Origin of the sequence: Allohahella marinimesophila (assembly GCF_039538005.1) — a bacterium.
Lineage (GTDB): Bacteria > Pseudomonadota > Gammaproteobacteria > Pseudomonadales > Oleiphilaceae > Allohahella > Allohahella marinimesophila.
In genome coordinates this window covers 1-24,637 of the sequence record NZ_BAABBO010000001.1, presented here as the reverse complement: position 1 = coordinate 24,637, position 24,637 = coordinate 1, and the positions used below count along the sequence as shown (strand labels likewise).

The 24,637-nt window shown below is 54.0% G+C and carries 13 protein-coding genes, 1 tRNA gene, 3 rRNA genes and 1 riboswitch; of the genes, 2 read left to right on the top strand and 15 right to left on the bottom strand.

Annotation, left to right across the window (positions count from 1 at the left end; translation table 11 throughout):
* Positions 1-50 precede the first annotated feature (50 nt).
* The 6 genes from ABD735_RS00085 to ABD735_RS00060 form a co-directional block, all read right to left on the bottom strand.
* Complete coding sequence (locus tag ABD735_RS00085) at positions 51-692, bottom strand: urea amidolyase associated protein UAAP2 (RefSeq protein ID WP_344802030.1); 642 nt, start codon at positions 690-692, stop codon at positions 51-53.
* A 10-nt stretch (positions 693-702) separates the two neighbouring features.
* Entirely contained in the window at positions 703-1,422 is a 720-nt protein-coding gene (locus tag ABD735_RS00080; RefSeq protein ID WP_344802028.1) for an urea amidolyase associated protein UAAP1, read from the bottom strand.
* 2 nt (positions 1,423-1,424) lie between these two features.
* A complete protein-coding gene (locus tag ABD735_RS00075; protein ID WP_344802026.1) occupies positions 1,425-2,234 on the bottom strand; it encodes an ABC transporter ATP-binding protein in 810 nt (269 codons plus the stop codon).
* On the bottom strand, positions 2,231-3,052 hold the full coding sequence (locus ABD735_RS00070) for an ABC transporter permease (RefSeq protein ID WP_344802024.1): 822 nt from the start codon (positions 3,050-3,052) through the stop codon (positions 2,231-2,233). The genes ABD735_RS00075 and ABD735_RS00070 overlap by 4 nt, the downstream gene beginning before the upstream one ends.
* Positions 3,053-3,099: 47 nt before the next feature.
* On the bottom strand, positions 3,100-4,140 hold the full coding sequence (locus ABD735_RS00065; protein ID WP_344802022.1) for a putative urea ABC transporter substrate-binding protein: 1,041 nt from the start codon (positions 4,138-4,140) through the stop codon (positions 3,100-3,102).
* Between the two features lie 73 nt (positions 4,141-4,213).
* Positions 4,214-4,317, bottom strand: a riboswitch (guanidine-I (ykkC/yxkD leader).
* Positions 4,318-4,642: 325 nt separating this feature from the next.
* On the bottom strand, positions 4,643-6,316 hold the full coding sequence (locus ABD735_RS00060; RefSeq protein WP_344802020.1) for a ricin-type beta-trefoil lectin domain protein: 1,674 nt from the start codon (positions 6,314-6,316) through the stop codon (positions 4,643-4,645).
* A gap of 192 nt (positions 6,317-6,508) precedes the next feature.
* Between ABD735_RS00060 and ABD735_RS00055 the strand changes: the two genes are divergently transcribed.
* Positions 6,509-7,507, top strand: coding sequence for a lipin/Ned1/Smp2 family protein (locus tag ABD735_RS00055; protein ID WP_344802018.1), 999 nt, complete (start codon positions 6,509-6,511; stop codon positions 7,505-7,507).
* Between the two features lie 228 nt (positions 7,508-7,735).
* A complete protein-coding gene (locus tag ABD735_RS00050) occupies positions 7,736-8,374 on the top strand; it encodes a metallophosphatase domain-containing protein (protein ID WP_344802016.1) in 639 nt (212 codons plus the stop codon).
* Between the two features lie 7 nt (positions 8,375-8,381).
* Here the strand turns inward: ABD735_RS00050 and corA are convergent, their stop codons facing one another.
* The 9 genes from corA to ABD735_RS00005 form a co-directional block, all read right to left on the bottom strand.
* On the bottom strand, positions 8,382-9,449 hold the full coding sequence (gene corA, locus ABD735_RS00045) for a magnesium/cobalt transporter CorA (protein WP_344802014.1): 1,068 nt from the start codon (positions 9,447-9,449) through the stop codon (positions 8,382-8,384).
* A 73-nt stretch (positions 9,450-9,522) separates the two neighbouring features.
* Complete coding sequence (locus ABD735_RS00040) at positions 9,523-10,215, bottom strand: SDR family oxidoreductase (RefSeq protein ID WP_344802012.1); 693 nt, start codon at positions 10,213-10,215, stop codon at positions 9,523-9,525.
* A 35-nt stretch (positions 10,216-10,250) separates the two neighbouring features.
* Positions 10,251-16,547, bottom strand: coding sequence for a pullulanase-type alpha-1,6-glucosidase (gene pulA, locus ABD735_RS00035; protein ID WP_344802009.1), 6,297 nt, complete (start codon positions 16,545-16,547; stop codon positions 10,251-10,253).
* Positions 16,548-16,678: 131 nt separating this feature from the next.
* Positions 16,679-17,365: an FMN-binding negative transcriptional regulator gene (locus ABD735_RS00030; RefSeq protein ID WP_344802007.1), complete on the bottom strand. Its 687-nt coding sequence runs from the start codon at positions 17,363-17,365 to the stop codon at positions 16,679-16,681.
* A gap of 29 nt (positions 17,366-17,394) precedes the next feature.
* On the bottom strand, positions 17,395-18,666 hold the full coding sequence (locus tag ABD735_RS00025) for a cation:proton antiporter (protein WP_344802005.1): 1,272 nt from the start codon (positions 18,664-18,666) through the stop codon (positions 17,395-17,397).
* 124 nt (positions 18,667-18,790) lie between these two features.
* A 5S ribosomal RNA gene (gene rrf / locus ABD735_RS00020) occupies positions 18,791-18,906 on the bottom strand.
* A 277-nt stretch (positions 18,907-19,183) separates the two neighbouring features.
* Positions 19,184-22,053: ribosomal RNA gene (locus tag ABD735_RS00015) — 23S ribosomal RNA — on the bottom strand.
* Between the two features lie 307 nt (positions 22,054-22,360).
* Positions 22,361-22,436 (bottom strand) — tRNA-Ala (locus ABD735_RS00010).
* A gap of 522 nt (positions 22,437-22,958) precedes the next feature.
* Positions 22,959-24,493: ribosomal RNA gene (locus ABD735_RS00005) — 16S ribosomal RNA — on the bottom strand.
* Together the 16S, 23S and 5S rRNA genes with 1 tRNA gene alongside form the textbook arrangement of a ribosomal RNA operon.
* Positions 24,494-24,637 lie beyond the last annotated feature (144 nt).

Sequence of the window (24,637 nt, the reverse complement as noted above, 5' to 3'; positions counted from 1 at the left end):
GAAAGAGATGCAGCTGGCGGTCGTCCGCCAGTGCCTGCTGTGCTCAGTACTCAGTGGTCCCACACCAGCAGCTCAACTGGCGTGGGGTTATAACCGTTGCAGGGGTTATTGAGCTGCGGACAGTTCGAGATCAGCACAATCACGTCCATGATGGCTTGCATTTCCACGTACTTGCCGGGCGCCGAAAGCCCATCTTCGAATGACAGCCCGCCCGCTGAAGTGACCGGTACATTCATGAAGAAATTGATGTTATGCGTAATGTCTCGCTTGGTAATGCCATATTCCGGGTGCTCGCCGATGGCCAGCATCCAGCTATCGCGACAGGCATGCATGCAGCGCTTCTCAAGGCTGTATCGTACCGTGTTGCTTTCGGATGCACAGGCGCCGCCTATCGTGTCGTGCCGGCCACAAGTGTCGGCTGTGATTTCGAGCATTGGATTGTTCAGATTCGAGCGCAATATACTGCCAGTTGTCAGGTAGACCTTGCCCTGCTCCCGGATGGTATCGGTGGCGCTATAACGCTCCGAAGGACGGCCAGCCCTGTAGAACAGGGTATCGGCTGCCTGATTACCTTCAAGGTCCAATATTCGAATGGTCTGACCAGCCTTGACCAGTCCAATCAAATAATCACCGGCATCGATTGTGGTTCGTGAACAGGCATTGGCTGGCTCACGTGTACTTGTCGTCAACATTCAACTGTCCTCACGCAGATCCAAGGTAGTACAGGGCGTTGTTGGCGAAACCCCGCTGATTCTCCGGACGGAAATTCCGGCAATAGTCGTCTTCGGTGACTGCAGGCGCCACGCTGATGGAGAGCTCCACTGGCTTTGCCGGGTAGCGCTCTGCATCATTCAGAGGATGTGGACAGGTGTGCAGCAGCACGAGAGTGTCCATCTCGAAGCGTAGCGTGACAGTGCTGCCTGACGGGCTGTGACCGGGCTGATACCGGAGGCCGCCTTCATCATCGGCCGCCACCTTGCTAAACAGATTGAGGTTGGCCGCCATATCAGCAGGGCCGAGGCCGTATTTGGCCAACTCGACGATGAAGGCGTCATAGCCATTCTGATGCATCTCGTTGCGGTCTTTCTGGTAATCGCGCTTACCCCACTTCTCCGCCACCTGTGCAGCAGTGCTGTTGCCACATACCGTCTCGTGCCAGCCAAGGCTATCTTCGACAATAGAGGCAAATATGCGCCCCATGTCGGAGTACAGACAGTGGCCACGGGTCAACTTGAAGGTATGCTGACACTTGAGCGTGTCCGGGGCGTTGTAGCGCTCCAGCAGATCTTCCGGGTTGTACATCAGCAGGCCAACATTGGCGCCGCCTTCCGTATCTGTCAGCGTCAGTTGCGTACCACGCCGCAGGCGCAGCGACCAGTGCCCGCCAGCGGGTATGCTGGTGCTGTAAGGGACAGAAAGCATATTCAGTTCTCCTGTTCGTGCGGGAGTGTTTCCACCTGCGGCGCTGGTGTAAAGGCCGGGCGGATGTCGTCGTCAATTTCGTGATAGATCTTCGGGTCGACATCGCCGACCGGGAGGTCATAAGTGATGCTGGCGCCGTAGGCGTCCGGAGCGTGGGGATCAATGCGCAGGCGATCGAACACCCAAAGGCGTGTACCGAGGAAGAAACCTTCTTTCAAATCGTGCGTCACCATGAAGACGGTCAACTTGTATTCGCGCCACAGTGACAGCACCAATTGGTGCATTTCTCCGCGAATACCCGGATCCAACGCACCAAAGGGCTCGTCCAGCAGCAGAATGCGTGGCCGGCCCAGCAAGGCCTGGGCGATGGCCAGACGCTGCTGCATACCTCCAGACAGTTGGTGCGGATAACGCTCGAGGGTATGGCCCAGTCCGACCTGATCGAGAATGGCTACTGCCTCCTTTCTGGCGGTTGTCTTGGCTTTGCCGAACAACCAGCCGGTGACGCCTTTGCGTTGGAAGGCCTTCGCCGCCATGACATTTTCCAGAACGGTCATGTGCGGAAACACCGAGTACTTCTGAAACACCACACCACGATCTGGGCCAGGCTCCTGCCGCACAGGCTGTCCATCGATCAGTAACTCACCTTTCGAAGGACCTTCAGTGCCCAGAAGCAGTTTCAGGAATGTACTTTTGCCACAGCCGGAAGCGCCTACCATTGTGATGAAGTCACCTTCCTGCACCTTGATATTGAGCCGCTCGAGCACGACGTTATCGCCGTAGCTTTTCCAGAGATTCCTGGCTTCAATCATGATTGCGCCCCCTGCACATGCCACGGGAACAACCGTCGGCTGGACCAGGCCAGCAAGGCGTCGAACAGAAAGGCCAGCAGTGTGATCCATGCGGTATAAGGCAGAATGACATCCATCGACATGTAGCGCCTGACCAGGAAGATCCGATATCCCAGCCCATCTGTCGCCGCAATGGCTTCAGCTGCAATCAGGAACAGCCATCCGGCGCCGAGGGAAAGACGAACGGCATCAATCAATCGTGGCATGAGTTGCGGCAGGAGCACTCGCATGAGGATCTGGGACGTATTGGCGCCCAGCGTCTGCGCCTTCACTATCTGCTCAGACGGAATTTCCACAGTACGGCGCTGAAGATCTCTAGCTATGAAGGGCGTGATGCCGATGGCAATCAGCATCACCTTCGACAGCTCGCCCAGCCCGAATACGATGAAGAGTATTGGCAATAATGCCAAGGGTGGAATCAACGAGACGACGGTCAACAGCGGAGAGAACGTTGAAGAGACCAAGGGTAATGCGCCTGTCAACAGACCCAGAAGGAGGCCAAGCGAAGCGGCGATGAGTACACCTAGTCCCAATCTTGTCAGGCTACTCGCGGTATCAGTCCAGAGTATGTAGTCGCCAGTCCGCTTGCTTGGCTCGAGTGCCATCCGTTCGATGGCACCGCCCATCTGCTCAAGCCCCGGCAGGAGTTTGTCGTTTGGATTCAGTTCCAATCGTGCGTCCGATCCAGCCATATAGGCAATGATCAGCAGCATGAAGGGCAGCAATCCAAGCATGAGATTGAACGGTGCTGTGGGACGAAGATTGATGAGTCTTTTCATTCAGGAGGCCCTGGGGCGCCAGGCGCCCCTCCGGTTTGAAGCGCGTGTCAGAGCTTGCCGTCAGCAGCCATCTGCATGTAAGTCGGGTCGAAGCGCAGCTTGACGTTGCCTTCGTCGCCAAACACGCCAGCGGGGGTCTCGATGCCAATGACGCCAGCATCAGGTGCACCTTCGCCGAGCAGACCGTGATCGAAGGAAAACTCGGCCACTTTCTGCATCGTATTCAGTAGGGTGTCACTTTTGGTGAGCTCGAGCGCATCAGCAGGCTCGTAGAACATTTCGGTACTTGAGAGCTGAGAATTGAAGCCTGCCAGATCGGTGCCTGCTGCGCGCGCCATTTGGGTGCGCGCCTGCTCAGCTGTCTTGTCATCACCTTTCATGTTCGCCATGATTTCATACCAGGCACCAGTGAGGGCCTTCCCTAATTTTGGATTTGCCTTGAGCGTCTCGGTATTGACCACGAGCAGGTCTATGATTTCGCCCGGAATCTGCGATGAGTCGAATACGAGATTGCTGTCAGGCATGGTCATGATTTCACTCAACAGCGGCTTCCATGTTGTCACGGCAGTCACGCTGTCAGTTGTGAACACAGACACCATGTCGGCATCGGAGGTATTGACCACCTGAACGTCACGCTCGGACAGGCCAACCGTTTCGAGGCCTCGTGCCAACAGGTAGTGAGAGACGCTCAGTTCGACAAGGTTCACGCGCTGGCCCTTGATGTCCTTCAGGTCTTTCTTGCCCTTGAGCACCACGCCGTCGTTACCATTGGAAAAATCACCCACTACCAGGGCGGTGCTATCCACACCACCAGCTGCCGGAATCGTCAGCGCGTCCATGTTTGTCATGGTGCAAGCATCAAAACCACCGGTGGCGTACTGGTTGATCGACTCTATATAGTCGTTGATCTGCACGACTTCGATATTGATGTCGTACTTGTCAGCCCACTTCTTGACGATGCCCTGTTCGGCACCATAGGCCCAAGGCATCCAGCCAACATATATCGACCAGCAAATCTTGAAGTCGTCTTTAGCGAAGGTATTCGAGGAGAACGCGAGAGTCAGGAACAGGGGAATGAGTCGCTTCATTGCAGTTACCTTTCGTTGTGGAAACACAGAGTCTTGATTCAAGACGGAGTACACTTGGCAAAACGCCAATTCAGTCTCCCGGGCTTTTGTCCCGCCGTGTAACCTCTCATCGAAAGGTCGAGTGCTCTCGGACCAGTCACTGTTGCAATAACAGCCGGAACCCTAGCGCTCTATTGTATTCAAATCCGTTTTACCAAGGTACGGATACCCTTCAACAATGCAGGGTTTATACCATCTTCATAACACGTTGTTTTAACTTCGAATTACCGATATCAGTCGGGGAACCCATTGTCAGGACGAACTATTCGGCACCAGTTTGGTGCCTGATCTGCAGCACCCTGCACCAGCATTGCGCATCAGAGGCGACACCACTTCGGCAAAGTCCGCCTAGCGTTCAAAAGGACAGTTGTGCATGCGCAGCTTGCGATCGACCGCTTGGCAGCCCACGACGCACAGACTGCGCATCATCTCAGCATAGTTTCAGCTCGGAGACTCCAGCAGTCTAATCCCAACTCCAACGCTGGGATTTGCCGCCGTGAAACTCCCAGAGATGGGCTCTCATGCCATCGCCCCAGAATGGATCCTTGATATCGAGTGCCATATTCGTAGCGTTGGATATTCGCCAGGAATTGCTGGCGCCTCGCAACCAGACCTGATTCGCGCCACCGTGACAGTCCCACAGGTGAACCCGAGCGCCTTGACTGGTGCCAGCCCCGCTAACATCGATACATTTGTTCTGATTCATCTTGCTGCGAATCAAACCGGCTTCATCCTGCCACCAGAGCTGACTGTCTGCACCGTGGCACGACCACTGATGCACTTCCGTTCCATTGCCAGTGTTCCGTCCAGCGAGGTCAAGACACTTGCCTTTGTCATTACGCAGTTTTCGCCATACCACAGCGGCGTCTGGATCAGGCCTTGCAATGGTCGGGTAATCACCTGTGCGCCACTGCCCCTCAGCGGCGCGGTCGCTGTAATTGACCCAGACAGACTCTAGCTGAAGTGCCTGCTTGGCGCTCTTCAACATTTCGTTGATATAACCATTCTTAGGCGTCTGAAATTCGTGATTGCCACCGAGCTCATTTCGACACTGTGTATTGCCATAGCTCCAGGGCCCGGCTTGCTGTGTGATAGTCCACTCGCCAGTTGAATTATCCTGACAGGCGTAGCGAAGTTCGACATTGCAGTCAGCGTCGTTGAAGCGACCGTTGGCCCAGTGCTCAGCGCAATGCTCATTATTTTCCCAGTTATTTGGTTCGCCTGGCGACCAGCTCCATATCGAGGCTTCCATTCGTGCATCGCCAATCGATAACTGATCCAGACCGATGACGCCCAGGGCACATCGCTGCGCCTCTGCCATCCACTCAGGCGTTATGGGCTGAGAGGGATCCCCGAACCAGCTGGACAGATTTGTCAGATCTTCATAGATACGAACCTGGTTGTTCAGTACGAAAGTCTGGCTGTAATTGGCGGTGCTGCAGGCCGGATAGGCCTGGAAAGTATCATTATCGGTGGCCCAATTGCCTTGATAGGCGAAAGTAGACCACTGTGTAGTCGCGCAGTTGCCACCAATGATGAGCACCTGTTTCCCGGCATTGAGAACATCAGCTTTGCTCATATCCATCGGTAAACTACTGCACGCTGAAGGCTTGAAGATCAAGCCCCCCAAATGACGTTCCATTTGCGCGATGATCTCATCGTAATGACCATCGCTGTGCTCCTCGATATAGAGAATGAGCACTTCCTGAGCATTCCCGGGCTGCTTCAGCCAGGTCGCTACTTCCTTGATACCGTCTTCGAATCTACGATCGAAAGGACTGCACCCAGTGTGGTTACTCTGGCCATGACAAAGCAACAGCGCCTTGCCGGAGGTCGTGGAGGTCCAGTGAACATCCAGTTCCAGCGCCCTGATCCCCATATCTAGCTGATCGACCAGACTGTGAATGTGGTTTGGATCATGATAGCTCCCCAGATTCTGATAGGCCTGCGAGTTATAGCTGTTGTGAGTATACGGAAAACTGATTTTCCCGACCGGCTCACCCATATCGATGAAGTACTGGTGTCGGAGCGCCTGATAGGCCCAGCCCTGACGATACTGATCAAGCGACTCGGCCTGGGCGAGGGGGCTAAGCAATATTATTGTGACTACTAATGCCTTGAAGATGTCCTTGTTCACGTGATTGTCCTATTCGCCTGTTATAGTTTTTTTGTGGTCTCCCTGACTGCGCAACCAGGCTAGCAGATTACATCCCAGCGCCAGCAACCCATATGGGTGAGAGCTTATTTAATGTGAACCGGCACACACTTTGGGAAGGGCGACATTTGTAGACTCGCCCCCTCCAATAAGAAAAATTAACAGGATATATTCATGAAACTAAAAGGTTTATGCATTCTTTCAGCCTTCGCAGGATGCACACTCGGTCTCTCCGCTACGACCCACGCCGCAGAAACATTCTGCTCGGACTACGACGCTGTGCAGTCAGCGCCGACGCTTAACAAGCCCGCCCAGCGAAACTTCCGAAATTGGGGCAACCGTTATTTATCGTGGGTTCACAGACCCTTCCATATGGTCCATGACCAGATCGTCCGGGAGGGCAGCGCCGCGACTATCGTCGGTAAGTTCGACTACAGTAGCGTCTTGCACAAGGATCTCGAAAATGAGGACGTCCACGTCTATCTGTACGGGACCGGCAGTCAAAACTGGGAATATCTTGGTGAGCATAGAACCAATCGCGACGGCAAGATTTCGGTGAATGTGCAGAAGCCCCAGGGCGACTACGTGGTGCGTATGGTGGTCGAAGGTGACCATTCTGAAGCCATTGGCTATCTCACCGTAGTTGCCGAAGGCCGCAAGGCGGTACTCTTCGATATCGATGGCACGCTTACGCTGAGCGATTTCGAGGGCGTTGGCGATTATCTCGGTATCGATAATGCCGATATGCACAACTATGCCGACGATGTCGTGTGGGAGTATGTGTCGAAAGGCTATCAGATAGTCTACTTGACAGGCCGAGGCTACTGGCAGGCGAAAACCACCCGCGACTGGTTCAACCGCAACGGGCTGTTCGGCTGGCACCTGCGAACGGACGCCAATCAGGACAATCCGATCAAACCAGATACCCAACAGTACAAGACCGACTACATCAACTACCTGAAGAATGACGTTGGCCTGGATATTGTCCGCGCCTACGGCAATGCCGACACCGATGTACGTGCCTACGCCGCGGCAGGTATCCCGCCCTCAGATACTTACATCATTGGCGAGCACGCTGGTATGGACGGCACAAATGCAGTTGAAGGCGATTACTCGCTGCATTATGTGGAAGTGGCTCAACCGGCTTCCGAGGCCGGGTGTAGCTGGCGCTAACGCCATTCTAACCAGCTCTGCTGACCACCGGGGATTAGCAGGGCTGGCAACCGCCTTCTTCTCTAACAGAAAATTTAAGCAGGACGATACTGTTCAGCTTCACCTTGCGATCTGATCGAAAATTGATCGCCTGATATAGCAAGCTTTCTAAGTCACAATTTAGTCATCTACAATGCGACATCTCTTCACATTTCGTGAGTTGGCAAAGAGCGGCGCTACCCGAGACCGATGATGAAAATAGTCTGCATATCCGACACCCATAGCCGGCACGATCTAGTGACGGTACCGGACGGCGACGTCCTCATTCATGCTGGCGACTGCACAGGCCGCGGAAGCGAAAACGATCTCATCGCCCTCAACCACTGGCTGTCATTGCAGCCTCACCAGCACAAGATCCTTATCGCGGGTAATCACGACAAGCTGTTCGAAACCGAGCCTGCGCGCGCCCGCGAGTTGATCACGTCGGCCATTTATCTTGAGGATTCCGGAGTTGATATTGAAGGCGTAAGCTTCTGGGGCAGCCCTTGGACGCCGGCGTTTTTCGACTGGCATTTCATGCGCGAGCGCGGCGCGCCGATGGCAGATGTGTGGGAGAGCATCCCTGTCGGTACCGACGTATTGATCACTCACGGGCCACCGATGGGTATTCTTGACGAAGTACCCAGAGGGGCTGAGGACATTGAACACACCGGCTGCGCGGACCTGATGATGGCGGTGTTGCGAGTGCGACCGAAATTTCACGTATTCGGCCATATTCACGAAGGCTACGGTACCAGCGAGATCGACGGGACGCTGTTTATCAACGCCAGCTCACTGGACGAGCGCTATCGCCCAGTCAATCCGCCTATCGTCTTCGACATTTCCTGAGCGCGCGTCAGAACCATCTCTTCTTGCGAAAATAGAGCAGCATGCCGCCCATCATGCTGATGATTGCCAGCCAGACGAAAAGATAGCCATATGGCGACGCCAGTTCCGGCATATTCAGAGGACTTGCGGACGTATCGAAATTCATGCCGTAAACGCCGACCAGAAAGGTTGGCGGCATGAACAGCACCGAGATCACCGTGAGCACGCGCATGACTTCATTCAGTCGGTGCGTGGCATTGGACAGGTAAAGATCGAGCATGCCGCTCGTGATTTCATGATAGGTTTCTAGCAGTTCGATAATGTTGACACAGTGGTCGTAGCAGTCGCTCAGGTAGACCCGGGTGTCATCAGCCAGCAGCTCCAGATTGTCATCTCGTTGAAGCTGACTGACGATGTCACGCTGTGGCCATAGCCGACGGCGTAACAGCAACAGTTGCCGCATCAGAAAATAGATCTCCTGGACAATGGCTTTGTCTGGCTTCTCGAGCAGCTTGTCTTCAAGCACCTGAATATCTTCGGCAAGCGACTCAACTACTGGAAAGGCGTGATCAATGATGCTGTCGATGAGGGTATAGGTAAGATAGTCCCCACCCCGCTGTCGATGCTTGCTTATCGGCTTTCGAATGCGTTCCCTCACCAGCAGAAATGGATCCAGCACTCCGCTACAGAACGACACTACAGTGTGGTCTGTCAAAAAAAGGCAGACCTGCTCAGTCACGATCTGCTTGCCTTCAAATCTCGGCAGGCTGAGGATGATAAAAGCCTGCATCTCGTTGACTTCAAGCTTGGCGCGATGGCCCGTGTTCAAGATATCTTCGAGGTAGAGCTCGTGAATGTCGAAGGCCTTTGACAAGGTGCGCAGGGTTGCGGTATCAGGCGCGCCCTGAACATGAATCCAGGTGACATCGCTATCCTTGATGTAACTGTAACAGGCATCCGGCTCGATATCAGGCCGCTCGACGAGCTTGGCGTGGGTGTAGCTCATCATGTGAAGCTCACAGCGACCACTTTTGGCGTCACTGAGAGTGCCTGGCTTGGTACCAGGCTTGCTATAGGCAGTAGGGAACAGTTTCATGGGACACCGGGACAACGCTGAAGAGCTGTAGCTTCAGAGCATTAACGGCTCCTGTCAACGGCTACCTGAGGAACTACCAGGGCACGACAGCACCATCATAAGCAAAGAAGCCACCTGAACGCTCGTCATCGAGATCCGAAATGACCTTGCGCAGCCCGGTGACACTCTGCTGAGTGGTGATCAAAGCCTGTGGACCACCCATACTGGTCTGAACCCAACCGGGATGCAGTGCCACTACTCTCATGCCGCTGTCCTTCAAATCATGAGACAAACTCTTCACCACCTGGTTTATAGCACTCTTCGATGACCGATACAGATAGCTACCGCCTGAATCGTTATCGGCCACACTGCCCATCTTGCTGCTCAGAACCGCGATCTTTTTGACGCCTCCTTTCTTCAGGTGCGGGAGCAATGCTCTTGTTACCATGAAGGGAGCTATCGAATTCACCGTGAAGACGTCGAGCCAGTCCTGCTCATTGATCTCATCGAAGCTCAGGCCCTTCGGGCCATATATTCCAGCGTTATTAATCAGCACATCGAGCCCCGTGCCATCGAGAGTCGCGGCCAGTTCGTCAATCTGGTCGGCCTGGCTTACGTCAAGCCGGTGAAGACTCAGCGCATCGAATTGCCCGGCTAGCGCCGACAATTCATCAGCTGAACCGGGGTCACGACAACAGGCGAGAACGGTGTCGCCCTCATCAAGATATTGTTTGACGAATTCAAGACCGATGCCACGATTGGCACCGGTGATCAGGACAGTAGACATTTAGGTCTGCCTTTTTGTTGAGGCTGAGCCTGTAGTTACGGATAACTGCAGGTCTGAGCCCAACCTTCGGCGATCGAGTAGCAGCCACCCTTCTTTCTGAATAGATCCGCGGTCTGGTTGCCTGTTCCAGAAGGCCCCGCGTCGTTGAAGATGATATTGCTTTCATCGACGCCGTCCGCCATTTGTACCCTGAACCAGCCGTCGCCCAGGTTCACCATGGGAACGCCCGGCCAATCCGGGCTTGGCGAGGCCGCGCCGAACCAGTAGAAGTTCACCTGGTCTGTCCACTCCGCAGGCTTCTTGAAATGGAACTGCAGGCCGGGCAGTTCGCAGCTGTCGCTCCATGATGCTGCAGTAAAGTCGTAGCAGCCATTGCCTTCGCGGTAGAGATCAGGGGTCTGCTCACCTGCACCAGCATTGTTGAAGATTATATTCGCAGCCTCTACGCCGGATGGCAGCGTATAGCTGTACCAGTCGTTGCCAAGCGACTCCATGGCAACACCCGGCCAATCGACCGTGGCAGCTGTTGGGCTGGTTTCGAAGTAGTAGAGCGAGACATCTTCCCACGCTGCCGGGCTGTTGAAGTACACCGTGAAACCCGGCTCAAGGATCAGGTCTATGCTGGTGTTGCATGGCATGGCGCCAGCATTCTCAGCGCCTTCAGGGAGTACGAAGACGGCATAGGTTCTGCCAGGAATATTGAAGTCACCTGACGCAGCATCGAAGCTGGCCATGCGTACGACATCATCGCTGCCGGATACCTGCAATGGATGCAGGATCAGGGGCAGTCCCGCGAGACTGGCTGCACGAAAACTCACTGCATCGTCGTCCGCATTGAACATCACGACCACGCCTTCATACGTAGCATCCACATCACTGCCTGCACACTCGCCATCGCTGATCGTCATGGCGATCAAACCAGGCGTTTGGGCTGCGCCGGTATTCAGGAAACCAAGCCGATTGATGACATCATCGGCGTCGTCCAGGCGAAACAATGGACTCGAGTACCGCAGCGCCAGCTGCTCCTGGAACAACACCGCAGCTCGCTGAATATGCTCAGGTTGAGGATCGATGTTCGGATTGCTCATGATCTCTCGCATTAGCGGCCAGCGTTCGACGTTCTTGTCTTCAGAAGGCAGGCCCACGGCCCAGTTGTTCGACTGAGCAGTAAAGTCGACCTTGTTGAACCAGTCACCCGCATCAAAACTGTCACGGTCCATAGACTTCGATCGTAGTAGATCGGTGCCCATCTGATGGAATGGCACCCCCTGCCCCAAGTTCACGAAGGCCTGGCTCAGCAGATGTACCCGCACTCGCGCATCCATTTGCAGATCATCCGGCAGCTTCGCTTGCGTATTATCCCAGAGCGTTTCATTGTCGTGCTTATCCACGTAAATGACGTTTTCCTGGGGGTCCGCCGTGTAACCCACCCCTGAGTAGTCGAGGCCGGTGGTGACTGCTCCAGAATTGCTCACGAATGGATAATCGGCCAGGTTACCCGCAAGACCGATCCTGATCCTGTCGGCCTGATCACTCAAAGCACCCGCCCCTGGCGTCACACCGTTTGGATAGGTCTCGTTACCATTGGCGAAACCCTGGGCTCTGCCACGATCGGTAAAGTTTCCGCCGCGCACGCCGTCCCTGAGCCGATCATTGAAAGTGCCGACACCGGTACCTGCCATATTGAACTGCGTCGCCTGCTCGAAGCGCTGACCTCCAGTAACCTCACCGAAGTCCCAGCCTTCACCATAGATATAAATTCTGTCACCCTGCACACCGTCTGAAGCGGGGGTGAGTTCTGCCAGCGTGGCCTGAATCTCCTGCATGACTGTCTTCGGATGATGACCCATGAGATCGAAACGGAAAGCATCGATCTTGTAATATTTCGCCCAGGTGGTCACCGCCTGCTTCATCAGGTGGCTCATCATGGCATGCTCTGCAGCCGTGTTGTCGCAGCAGGTCGAGGTCTCGACCGCCCCGGAAGTCGGGTTGAGCCTGTGGTAATAGCCCGGGACCAGCTTGTCCAGCACTGACTGATCAGACAGCCCGGAGCCATAGGTATGGTTGTAGACCACGTCCACCACCAGCTTCAGACCGATTTCGTCCAGTGCCATCGCCATTTCGCGCAGCTCCCGAATGCGTGTCTTGCCGTCTGGATTAGTGGCATAGCTGCCTTCAGGGGCCAGAAAGTGGTAAGGATCATATCCCCAGTTAAAGCCATCGACGCCAGGGAAGCCCTCAAGCCGAGAATCGTAGTTGATGGCCTGCAAGCGCTGGGTCACCGGATCAGTCGCCACCAGCTCGGCGAAGACCTCACCTATTGGCGTGTCACCGAACTCTGCACAGCCTGCCTGCACAGACTCAACCGACACCTTTGTACAGAGACGGCTATAGGGATCATTCAGATCGACTCGATCAGCTGGGTTTTCCTTGACCGAAGCGATGTCGTTTACCGGAAGCACGTGGAAGTGAGTCAGGCCCGCAGCCTCAAGATTTTCCAGATGCTGCATGCCAGCCGACTTCGGCTTGCCATTCCGACCGTTGTAGGTGAAGGCCAGGTACTTGCCTCTGAGCGCTTCAGGCACTGATTCATCAGTCGCACTGAAATCACGTACATGTCCTTCGTAGAGGGTGATGTCCCTGAACGCTGGCAACTCCTTCACGAGCGCATCCCAGCCAACTGGCTTCAGGCTCTCATCATTGGCAATATCCACCAATTGACTGTAGGCCGAGTCAGTACTCAGGCTTAGCGAGTACGGATCGGTGACTTCATAGGTCTCGATAGCGCCACTAGCTGGCTGATACACAGTGACTTCGAATCGATAGAAGCGATCAGTCCAGTCGCTACTACCATCAAAGGTATACACGCCGTTTTCCACCTGGTCAGCTTGCAAAGTCTGAATCAGGTTCTTTCCAGCATCGTAGAACTTGAGCTTCAATGCTTGCGCCGTGGGTGCCCAGACTCGGATCGAAGGCAAGCCGCCGTCAAAGACCGGCCCCAACTGAGCCTCGGTCGTGTAGAACGTATCTATGACACCAGGCAGCTGCACTCGAGTGGCTTCCACAAAGCCGCCAGCCTCATCGTAGGCCACCGCCACCAACTGCGTATTCATCAGCCCTTTAGCCTGTTCATCTGAGAGGTCTAGGCTGAACACTGGCGCCTCTGCAAGATGCGGGAATTTCTCAAGTGTGCTGGCCATCAGAGCGCCGCCGGAAGTCACTGTCACCACCTGGCTTTCGCCACCAATGGTCTCGATACCATCCTGCTCGACCACGGAGATCGCTGCCGTGTCCGAACTCAATAATCTAACGCTTGAAATATCTGCAGACGTAGTTCGCCAGACCAGTCGACCAGGCTCGAGCCAGTGCGCCCTGGCACCGATAATTTCGACTGGTCTGAACTCAGGAATATCACAGGTATCAGTCCATTCCTCGCCGGTCTCACCAAAACAACCATCACTGTCGCGGAAGAGATCTGTCGTCTGATTCCCCTGACCATCGTTGAAGATCAGATTACTGGCCGTCACGCTGCTGGGGAACTGGAATTCATACCAGTCATTTCCGAGCGACGTAGCTGGCACCCCTGGCCACTCGATAGCTGGTGTTTCGCCATTCGCATTGAACCAGTAGATGTTTACATCAGCACCCCAGCTTTCAGGTCGCTTGAAGCGAACCCGCAAGCCCGGCGCAGGATAATCACAGGTATCTGTCCATGCGGTCGTCGCAAAATCAAAGCAGCCACTACCTTCACGAAACAGATCAGATGTCTGAGCGCCATCACCGTCATTGAAGATGATATTCGAAGCTGTCACACCAGCAGGAAAGACAAACTTGTACCAGTCTTCACCGATAAGCGTCATCTCTACACCAGGCCAGGTTACCGGATCCGCCGAACCCGTAGGATTCCAGTAATAGACTCGGGGCGTTGCCCAAGACGCCGGCTTCTGGAAGTAAACCGCGAACGAGCCGTCGCCATCACCGCCGCCATCTTCGCAGCTAGTCACCCACGCATCACCAGCAAAACAGCCGTCGGCATCACGGAAGAGATCAGCAGTCTGGTTTCCAGCACCATCGTTGAAGATCAGATTCGCAGCAGTGGTGCCCTCGGCGAACTGGAACTCATATACGCCACCGCCAAGCGCCGTTACCGGCACACCTGGCCATTCAACCGCGGGCGAGGGGTCAGCATTCCAATAGTAGATATTGATCTCGTCGCCCCAGGCTTCTGGCTTCTGGAAGCGAACTGTGAGGCCCGGTTCTGTACCGACTTCGACCGTTGATGTCTCAGAGATCAGCTTTTCACCTCTGGCAGACTCAGCGACCGCACGGAAGGTCAGCATTGTCCCTCCTTCCAAATCGTCAGCCGAATAGATCGCCCGATATCTCAATGCTGTCTCACCATCCACACCAACCCGGTCCGGCGCCGAATCAGTCGCCACAGTCACAAATTCACCGGCATCGATCTGCACTTGAAGCTCGACGGCGGTCATCGGCACTACTGGCACGTCAGTCCATTCGACGATGACCGGTATTTCAAAACGGCCACTCACTTTACGGCTCTCATCAAGAGCAAGCGTGAGCATTTCCGGTGCTGCTGCGTTAATTTCAGTTTTTGCACGGTAGATGGCGACCGACAGGGCCGGCATCTCAATGACGATCTCACCTGCCGCATCGGCGTTGATACGCCTGCTCATATCCTCTCCGAAGATACGATCATAACGGCCACTGGTACCGGCAATCGTCAATGCCTTCACCTCTGTCGACGTGTTCATCACCACGAGGTATTCGTTTGGATCTTGCTGCCATACCCGTGAGAACGCGAAAATACCTGGCTCACCTGACGCACTGCGCACGGTCATCTGACCATACCGCAAAGCCTTGTGTTGCTTGAGCACCTTGGCGTAGGCGCGCAGCGTCCTGTACATCGGATGCCTGGTCGAAAAATTGTCGTCCGCGGTTGTGCGGTCCGTCCCTATCAGGTCATCGTCGTTATAACCGGCAACCTCAGACGGGAACATATCCTGACGAGCCTCACCATCGCCCCCAGCGCCAGTAAAGCCCTGCTCGTCCCCGTAATATACCACCGGCACGCCACGGCCAAAGTAATTCAAGGCATAAGCCATCTGCAGACGCGCTAAATGCTCGGCATCCGACTCATCCGGGAACGCCCGCTGTATATCGCCACCGATCCGGCCGACGTCGTGGTTGCCGGTAAACGTCAGGAGACTATTGGCATCACTGTCAGCATCAGCGTACCAATCATCCTCCTGGAAGAGATCGGCAAGCCGTTGGGTACCTGCAGTTCCCGCAAACACATCCTTGCTCGCAAAGTAAGTGCCGAAGTCCAGCGCACTCTGTAGTTTGCCAACTGTGGTATAGCGCGACACCACCCGAGGGCTGCCATCAAAAACTTCACCGAACATGAAGAAGTCATCGTTTCCGAGCTCTGCGGCATAGGCTTTCATTTCAGGCGCCCATTGCTGCCAGAAGCTGAGATCCACGTGCTTGACGGTATCCAGCCTGAAACCATCGATGCCGAATTCCCTGATCCAGAACTTGAAGATCTCCCCCATGCCACTGACCACTCGCTGATCTGCTGTATTGAGATCATCGAGACCATAAAAGTCCCCGAGAATGCTGGACTCTCCAGCGAAGGTGCTGTCACCACGATTGTTGTAAACGGATGGATCGTTCAGCCAGTCAGGCGTCTTCGCATCCTCGAGGCCCGCAGGAATGAAAGGCGTATACGAAGGGTTGTTGGTATCGGTATAAGGACAGGTGCTCATGCCTTCGAGCAGTGAGCCATCAGGCTTGTGGCACTCCTCGTAGGCAATCACATCGGCGGTGTGGTTAATGACGATATCGAAAAAGACCTTCATGCCCTTGCGATGCGCGTGCTTGATGAAGGCAGCCATTTCCTCATTGGTGCCGAGATGAGGGTCGACCGAGGTATAGTCCAGCGTCCAGTAACCATGATAGCCGGCACTGCCAGGCTGGGTCGGCCTGTTCTTGAAAATGGGTGTCATCCAGATCGAGGTCACGCCCATGTTCTTGAGATAATCGAGCTTGTTGTACAGCCCCCTCAAGTCACCGCCGTGATAATAGTTCGCGTCAGCAGGATCCAGACCGCTGATCTCTTTGTCAGCGGCCAGGCCACCCGTATCATTGGTAGGGTCGCCATTACTGAAGCGATCTGGAAGAACGAAATAGAAGATTTCATCCTGTATCGGGCGTTCCTTGCAGGCGGTCAGCACTGAAAGAGCCAAAACGATGAGCGCAGCGGCCTTGAGTTTGGCCGCCTGCCACTGGAGGATATGGAGAAGAGTTCCCATGAGCATGTCCTGATATTGTTGTTTGAATCAGAATCACTCAGGTGAGGAAAATACACATCCCACTGGCAGAAAGTTTTCAGGGCGTAGCTTACGGGCGTAGACGATAATCTAGCGTTACAGACACCAGCCGCTTAACTTCTCCGGCGTATGGCCTCGGCCAGCACTTGTCCATGTGGCGTGCCAAGTCTGGCAAGGCCTGACAACACACCCGCCCGATTGGCATCCGGTTGGTTCTGACTCATCTTGGACTTCGCCTCCACATGAGTAATCTCGACCTCTATCCCCAACAAAACACCGGACAGCTTCTGAATATAATCCGCAGGCGCATCACTGACCTGCCAGGCCGGCGAAGAATCCATTTCTGCCAGCTGGGTCATCGTCGTCATTTGACGCAGCACCCACGACGCATCGTCCACCACCCGTAAGCGTCCCCGAATATGAACTGCTTCGTAATTCCAGGTCGGTACAACGCGGCCGCTCTCCTGCTTGCTCGGATACCAGTTCGGTGAGATGTAGCCCTGCGCTCCCTGAAAGATCAGCAAAACCTCTACATCAGCGCTGTGATCCTGCCATAGTTTATTGGCTCGAGGTATGTGACCCTGAAGCCTATCCTGCAGTAAGCCTGGCAGCTCTCCCCGACTCAGGACGGCGCCGTCGCTTGCTAGCGCAATATGATCCGACTCGAAAACAAACGGAATATGGTTGGCGGAGAGAACCTGATCCTGATCCATGATGACTAAAGCGGCCAGAGGATAGCTTCGCACCAGTGCCCGGACTTCAGACTCTGTACTGTTATCAAAATGCTTGGGAACGTACATATTTTTCCTCAGACCACTGCTTGTATTGTTCAGCTCTCAACCCGCGAGAATTCACCCTTCCTAGTGGGCACTTCAGGAACAGCCTGCCGCTCCGCCTTGTGCTCCGAACTGTCCAAAAAGCGAGCGTATAGCCGTACTCCGGGCGCTGCGGTGAGCCCGTGAAGAACGATACTGAATACGACCGTTAATAGTGCAGTTGCGCCTACCGTACTGCTGTGCTCAAAGGCTTTATCCTGCTGCACCAGCACTACGAAAATCAAGGTAGCCAGGCCACGAGGACCAAACCAGCCTAGAAAGACATAACTCCAACCGTGCAAGCCAGTGCCTAGCAGCGAAATTCCTATCGCAAGCATGCGTATCAGTACAAGACTGAGCAGGGCGTAGAGGACCACCCACGGGGTTATGTTTGAAATCTGAGACGCTAGGAGCACTGCCCCGAGCAAGAAAAAGATTGAGAGTGTGAGCAATTGGCCTTCAGTTTCAGCAAATTTGAACACAAATGGGGCAGGACGTTTCAAAAAATGTCCGAACATCAGGCCAGCGCTAAAAGCGCTGATGAAACCATTGCCTCCAACACTGTCTGCGACTGAAAATGAAAGGGCTGCGATAGACAGAACTGCGATACCTTCGGCCCTCTCCCCCATCCAGCCATGAGTGTACAGTCGACAAATGATCCATCCGCCCATACCACCGATCAATACGCCGACCAAGGGTCCAAGACTAAGCTGCCTGGTTACGAACCAAGCCCATTCTGTGGCGGTTCTCTCGTCTCCAGTGGTGGCAAGACTCGCAAAAACCAACACAAGCGGCAGAGCAATGCCATCGTTAAGGCCACTCTCCACATTGACCGCCTGACGCATACGCACTGGCAATGCTTTGGACTCCACCACAGGCAGTCCGAGTGCCGCGTCAGTCGGTGATAGCAACGTGGCGAGAAGACACGCCTCCCAAAACGAAAGCCCAAGTGGAAGCCAACTAGCCATGATAGCGCCGAGTACTATCATAAGCGGCATTCCAACAAGCAGCATTCGCACGGGCAAGGTATGCTCGCGACGCAGAGCCCGTAGGGGGATGCGCGCAGCATCATGAAACAGAATAACGACCAGGGTGAGCTCTGCAAGAAAATGAAGTGCTGTGAGCTCAATTTCGATTTCGAACCACTCGAGCCCCAGGCGACCAAGCAGGAGGCCAAAGCCGAGAAATAACATTGGTGGCGTTATCAGGCTTCCATCAATTCGCTTCGCCAATACGCTGAAAAGGAAAAAGCACACCGAGAGAATCATTATGGTATCAAGCGTCACGGCAACCCTCCCGAACCAGATCAACTTCAGAGCTTCAAGCCCACTCACACTAGCGATTGAGCTTACCAAAGCCGTGCCATAAAAAAAGCCCCGCTGCTTTCGCAACGGGGCTTTCGGTATAGATGCCTGACAACGACCTACTCTCGCATGAGCAAATGCCACACTACCATCGGCGCTGGACGGTTTCACTACTGAGTTCGGAATGGATTCAGGTGGTTCACGTCCGCCATGATCATCAGGCAAAACTGGTTGCCTCCGTAGAGGCTGTTGTCGGAATGACGGGTACAGAAGCGCCGTATATACATCCTTGTAGGCTCCCTCTGCCATCCATGGCAGAGGACGTTCTGTACCCGTTTTTCCGACAACACCCTGGCTGCGATGATCAACGCAACCAGAGCGGTGTTTGGTGTCTTCAACAATCGGACAAGCTGTGTAGTCGTACCAGGTAGCGCTTTCGCGGCTCGCAATACCTGTTTGTGTCAGAGAAAATCACTGACCGCCTTTGCTTTGGCGTTATATAGTCAAGCCATTCGGGCAATTAGTATTGGTTAGCTCAATGCCTCACAGCACTTACACACCCAACCTATCAACCTCATAGTCTTTAAGGGCCCTTATGAATCTCAAGGATTCGGGAAATCTCATCTTGAAGGGGGCTTCCCGCTTAGATGCTTTCAGCGGTTATCCCGTCCGAACGTAGCTACCGGGCAATGCCATTGGCATGACAACCCGAACACCAGCGGTTCGTCCACTCCGGTCCTCTCGTACTAGGAGCAGCTCTTCTCAAATTTCCAACGTCCACGGCAGATAGGGACCGAACTGTCTCACGACGTTCTAAACCCAGCTCGCGTACCACTTTAAATGGCGAACAGCCATACCCTTGGGACCGGCTTCAGCCCCAGGATGTGATGAGCCGACATCGAGGTGCCAAACACCGCCGTCGATGTGAACTCTTGGGCGGTATCAGCCTGTTATCCCCGGAGTACCTTTTATCCGTTGAGCGATGGCCCTTCCATTCAGAACCACCGGATCACTATGACCTACTTTCGTACCTGCTCGACCTGTCCGTCTCGCAGTTAAGCGCGTTTATGCCATTACACTAACCGTACGATGTCCGACCGTACTTAACGCACCTTCGTGCTCCTCCGTTACTCTTTAGGAGGAGACCGCCCCAGTCAAACTACCCACCACACAGTGTCCTCGGTACCGTTATACCGGAGTTAGAACCTCAAACATGCCAGGGTGGTATTTCAAGGATGGCTCCACGGCAACTAGCGTTGCCGCTTCAAAGCCTCCCACCTATCCTACACAAGCAGGCTCAAAGTTCACTGTGAAGCTATAGTAAAGGTTCACGGGGTCTTTCCGTCTAGCCGCGGATACACAGCATCTTCACTGCGATTTCAATTTCACTGAGTCTTGGGTGGAGACAGCGCCCCCATCGTTACGCCATTCGTGCAGGTCGGAACTTACCCGACAAGGAATTTCGCTACCTTAGGACCGTTATAGTTACGGCCGCCGTTTACTGGGGCTTCGATCAAGAGCTTCGCTTACGCTAACCCCATCAATTAACCTTCCAGCACCGGGCAGGCGTCACACCCTATACGTCCACTTTCGTGTTGGCAGAGTGCTGTGTTTTTAATAAACAGTCGCAGGGGCCTGGTATCTTCGACTGGTCTCAGCTTACGGAGCAAGTCCTTCACCAAAACCAGCGTGCCTTCTCCCGAAGTTACGGCACCATTTTGCCTAGTTCCTTCACCCAAGTTGTCTCATACGCCTCGGTATTCTCTACCTGACCACCTGTGTCGGTTTGGGGTACGGTTCGATTTAACCTGAAGCTTAGTGGCTTTTCCTGGAAGCCTGGCATCAACCACTTCGCTCAAAAAAGAGCTCGTATTCAGTCCTCAGCCTTGAGGAGATCCGGATTTACCTGAACCTCCAGCCTACAACCTTAAACGCACATCCAACAGTGCGCTGGCCTAGCCTTCTCCGTCACCACATCGCAGTTAAATCAAGTACAAGAATATTAACTCGTTTCTCATCGACTACGGTTTTCACCCTCGCCTTAGAGGCCGACTCACCCTGCGCCGAAAAGCGTTGCGCAGGAACCCTTGGTCTTCCGGCGGGGGAGTTTTTCACTCCCCTTTTCGTTACTCATGTCAGCATTCGCACTTCTGATACCTCCAGCATGCTTCTCAACACACCTTCATCGGCTTACAGAACGCTCCCCTACCACGTATCCTAAGATACATCCGCAGCTTCGGTGACTAGTTTAGCCCCGTTACATCTTCCGCGCAGGCCGACTCGACTAGTGAGCTATTACGCTTTCTTTAAAGGATGGCTGCTTCTAAGCCAACCTCCTAGCTGTCTGAGCCTTCCCACATCGTTTCCCACTTAACTAGTACTTGGGGACCTTAGCTGGCGGTCTGGGTTGTTTCCCTCTTCACGACGGACGTTAGCACCCGCCGTGTGTCTCCTGGATAGTACTCACCGGTATTCGGAGTTTGCATGGGGTTGGTAAGTCGGGATGACCCCCTAGCCCAAACAGTGCTCTACCCCCGGTGGTATTCGTCCAAGGCGCTACCTAAATAGCTTTCGGGGAGAACCAGCTATCTCCGAGTTTGATTGGCCTTTCACCCCCAGCCACAGGTCATCCGAATCTTTTTCAACAGATTACGGTTCGGTCCTCCAGTTGATGTTACTCAACCTTCAACCTGCCCATGGCTAGATCACTCGGTTTCGGGTCTACGTCCAGCAACTATATCGCCCTATTCAGACTCGGTTTCCCTACGCCTCCCCTATTCGGTTAAGCTCGCTACCAAACGTAAGTCGCTGACCCATTATACAAAAGGTACGCCGTCACAGAACAAGTCTGCTCCGACTGCTTGTACGCACAGGGTTTCAGGGTCTATTTCACTCCCCTCTCCGGGGTTCTTTTCGCCTTTCCCTCACGGTACTGGTTCACTATCGGTCAACTGGGAGTATTTAGCCTTGGAGGATGGTCCCCCCGTCTTCAGTCAGAATTCCACGTGCTCCGACCTACTTGATGCGTGTCAAAAGTGTTTTCGAATACGGGACTATCACCCTCTCTGGTCGACCTTCCCAGGTCGTTCTTCTAACACAAATAACATCGGCTGCTCCCCGTTCGCTCGCCGCTACTAGGGGAATCTCTATTGATGTCTTTTCCTCTGGGTACTTAGATGTTTCAGTTCTCCAGGTTCGCCTCATCTCCCGTACGGGAAATGATACTGCTCAAAAGCAGTGGGTTGCCCCATTCGGAAATGTTCGGATCAAAGCTTGTTTGCCAGCTCCCCGAACCTTATCGCAGGCTCATACGTCCTTCATCGCCTCCAGTTGCCAAGGCATCCGCCCTGTGCGCTTATTCACTTGACTATATAACCCAAAACAAACGCGTTCTTTGCAGAACACCCTGTTACAGGTCCTTCGTCATTGCTGATTCTCTGCTGACACAAACACGATTGATCAAGCTTCCGCTCAATCTCTCGCCGGTATTGCGTCTGAGTACAACTACAGTAAAACTCCGCGTGAATCTCATCTGACCAAAGTCAGATTATTCACTCGTTGTTTACTTCAGCTTGTCCAAATTGTTAAAGAGCATCAACCCGTGGGTTGACCAAAGAAGCCGTCAGCTGCTTTGGTCAAACCAGTGGTTGTCGTAGTGTTTCAAGAGTTGCAGTAATGGTGGAGCTATGCGGGATCGAACCGCAGACCTCTTGGATGCAAACCAAGCGCTCTCCCAGCTGAGCTATAGCCCCTAACTTGTCTTGGCTTCGCGACTCGGCGTTGCAGTCTTCGCTCGCTGCGGTCATGACCAGACGGTCACTCCCTTACTTGCTCAATCTGCGCCTTGATTCGCAAAACCAATCCTGCGTTAGCTAAATACTGCCAAGGCAAAGATAGGTAGATAACTGACTGTGGAAAAATCCGCTGACTTACGGAATTCCGCAGAATTTTCCGAGACAAGGCGCAGAGGGTCGACGCATAGCGTGCTATGCGAGGCGCTCTGCAACGCCGTATCGGGAAATTCTGGTGGGTCTGGGTGGACTCGAACCACCGACCTCACCCTTATCAGGGGTNAGAGCATCAACCCGTGGGTTGACCCAAATAGCTCGAAAGCCACTTGGGACAAACCAGAAGGTCTACATAGNTGCGCTCTAACCACCTGAGCTACAGACCCAGAACTGTCCAGGCCTTTCACTCGTCAGACCATCTCTTGAAGTACGACATATCAAGCAATTTGTTGTGGGTACTTAACCAGCACCGAACCGACGTTCGTTTAAGGAGGTGATCCAGCCGCAGGTTCCCCTACGGCTACCTTGTTACGACTTCACCCCAGTCATGAACCACACCGTGGTAAGCGTCCCCCCGAAGGTTAGACTACCTACTTCTGGTGCAATCCACTCCCATGGTGTGACGGGCGGTGTGTACAAGGCCCGGGAACGTATTCACCGCGACATTCTGATTCGCGATTACTAGCGATTCCGACTTCATGGAGTCGAGTTGCAGACTCCAATCCGGACTACGAGACGCTTTGTGAGATTCGCTCCACCTCGCGGCTTTGCATCCCTCTGTACGCCCCATTGTAGCACGTGTGTAGCCCTGGCCGTAAGGGCCATGATGACTTGACGTCGTCCCCACCTTCCTCCGGTTTGTCACCGGCAGTCTCCCTAAAGTTCCCACCATTACGTGCTGGCAAATAAGGACAAGGGTTGCGCTCGTTACGGGACTTAACCCAACATTTCACAACACGAGCTGACGACAGCCATGCAGCACCTGTCTCTGCGCTCCCGAAGGCACCCCTCTATCTCTAAAGGGTTCGCAGGATGTCAAGGCCAGGTAAGGTTCTTCGCGTTGCTTCGAATTAAACCACATGCTCCACCGCTTGTGCGGGCCCCCGTCAATTCATTTGAGTTTTAACCTTGCGGCCGTACTCCCCAGGCGGATCACTTATCGCGTTAGCTGCGCCACTTGAAGATTAAATCTTCCAACGGCTAGTGATCATCGTTTACAGCGTGGACTACCAGGGTATCTAATCCTGTTTGATCCCCACGCTTTCGCACCTCAGCGTCAGTTTTTGGCCAGAGAGCCGCCTTCGCCACTGGTATTCCTCCCAATCTCTACGCATTTCACCGCTACACTGGGAATTCTACTCTCCTCTCCAAAACTCTAGCCATACAGTTCGAAATGCAGTCCCCAGGTTAAGCCCGGGAATTTCACATCTCGCTTGTATAACCGCCTACGCGCGCTTTACGCCCAGTAATTCCGATTAACGCTCGCACCCTCCGTATTACCGCGGCTGCTGGCACGGAGTTTGCCGGTGCTTCTTCTGTGGCTAACGTCAATGTGTTGCGCTATTAACACAACACCCTTCCTCACCACTGAAAGTACTTTACAACCCGAAGGCCTTCTTCATACACGCGGCATGGCTGGATCAGGGTTGCCCCCATTGTCCAATATTCCCCACTGCTGCCTCCCGTAGGAGTCTGGACCGTGTCTCAGTTCCAGTGTGACTGATCATCCTCTCAGACCAGTTACGGATCGTCGCCTTGGTAGGCCTTTACCCCACCAACTAGCTAATCCGACATAGGCTCATCTGATAGCGAATGGTCCGAAGATCCCATCCTTTCCCCCGTAGGGCGTATGCGGTATTAATCCGGGTTTCCCCGGGCTATCCCCCACTACCAGGCAGATTCCTATGCGTTACTCACCCGTCCGCCGCTCGTCAGCACCCGAAGGCCTGCTACCGCTCGACTTGCATGTGTTAAGCCTGCCGCCAGCGTTCAATCTGAGCCATGATCAAACTCTTCAGTTTAAATCATCAAAACTAAATAACTTCATCAATGGCAAGTTTAAAACTACTGAATTGCTTCAGTGTTTACCTTGACCATTCTTATCAGAACAGTACCGGTAAGCACCCACACAAATTGCTTGATATCTATGTTAAAGAGCGGTCTTC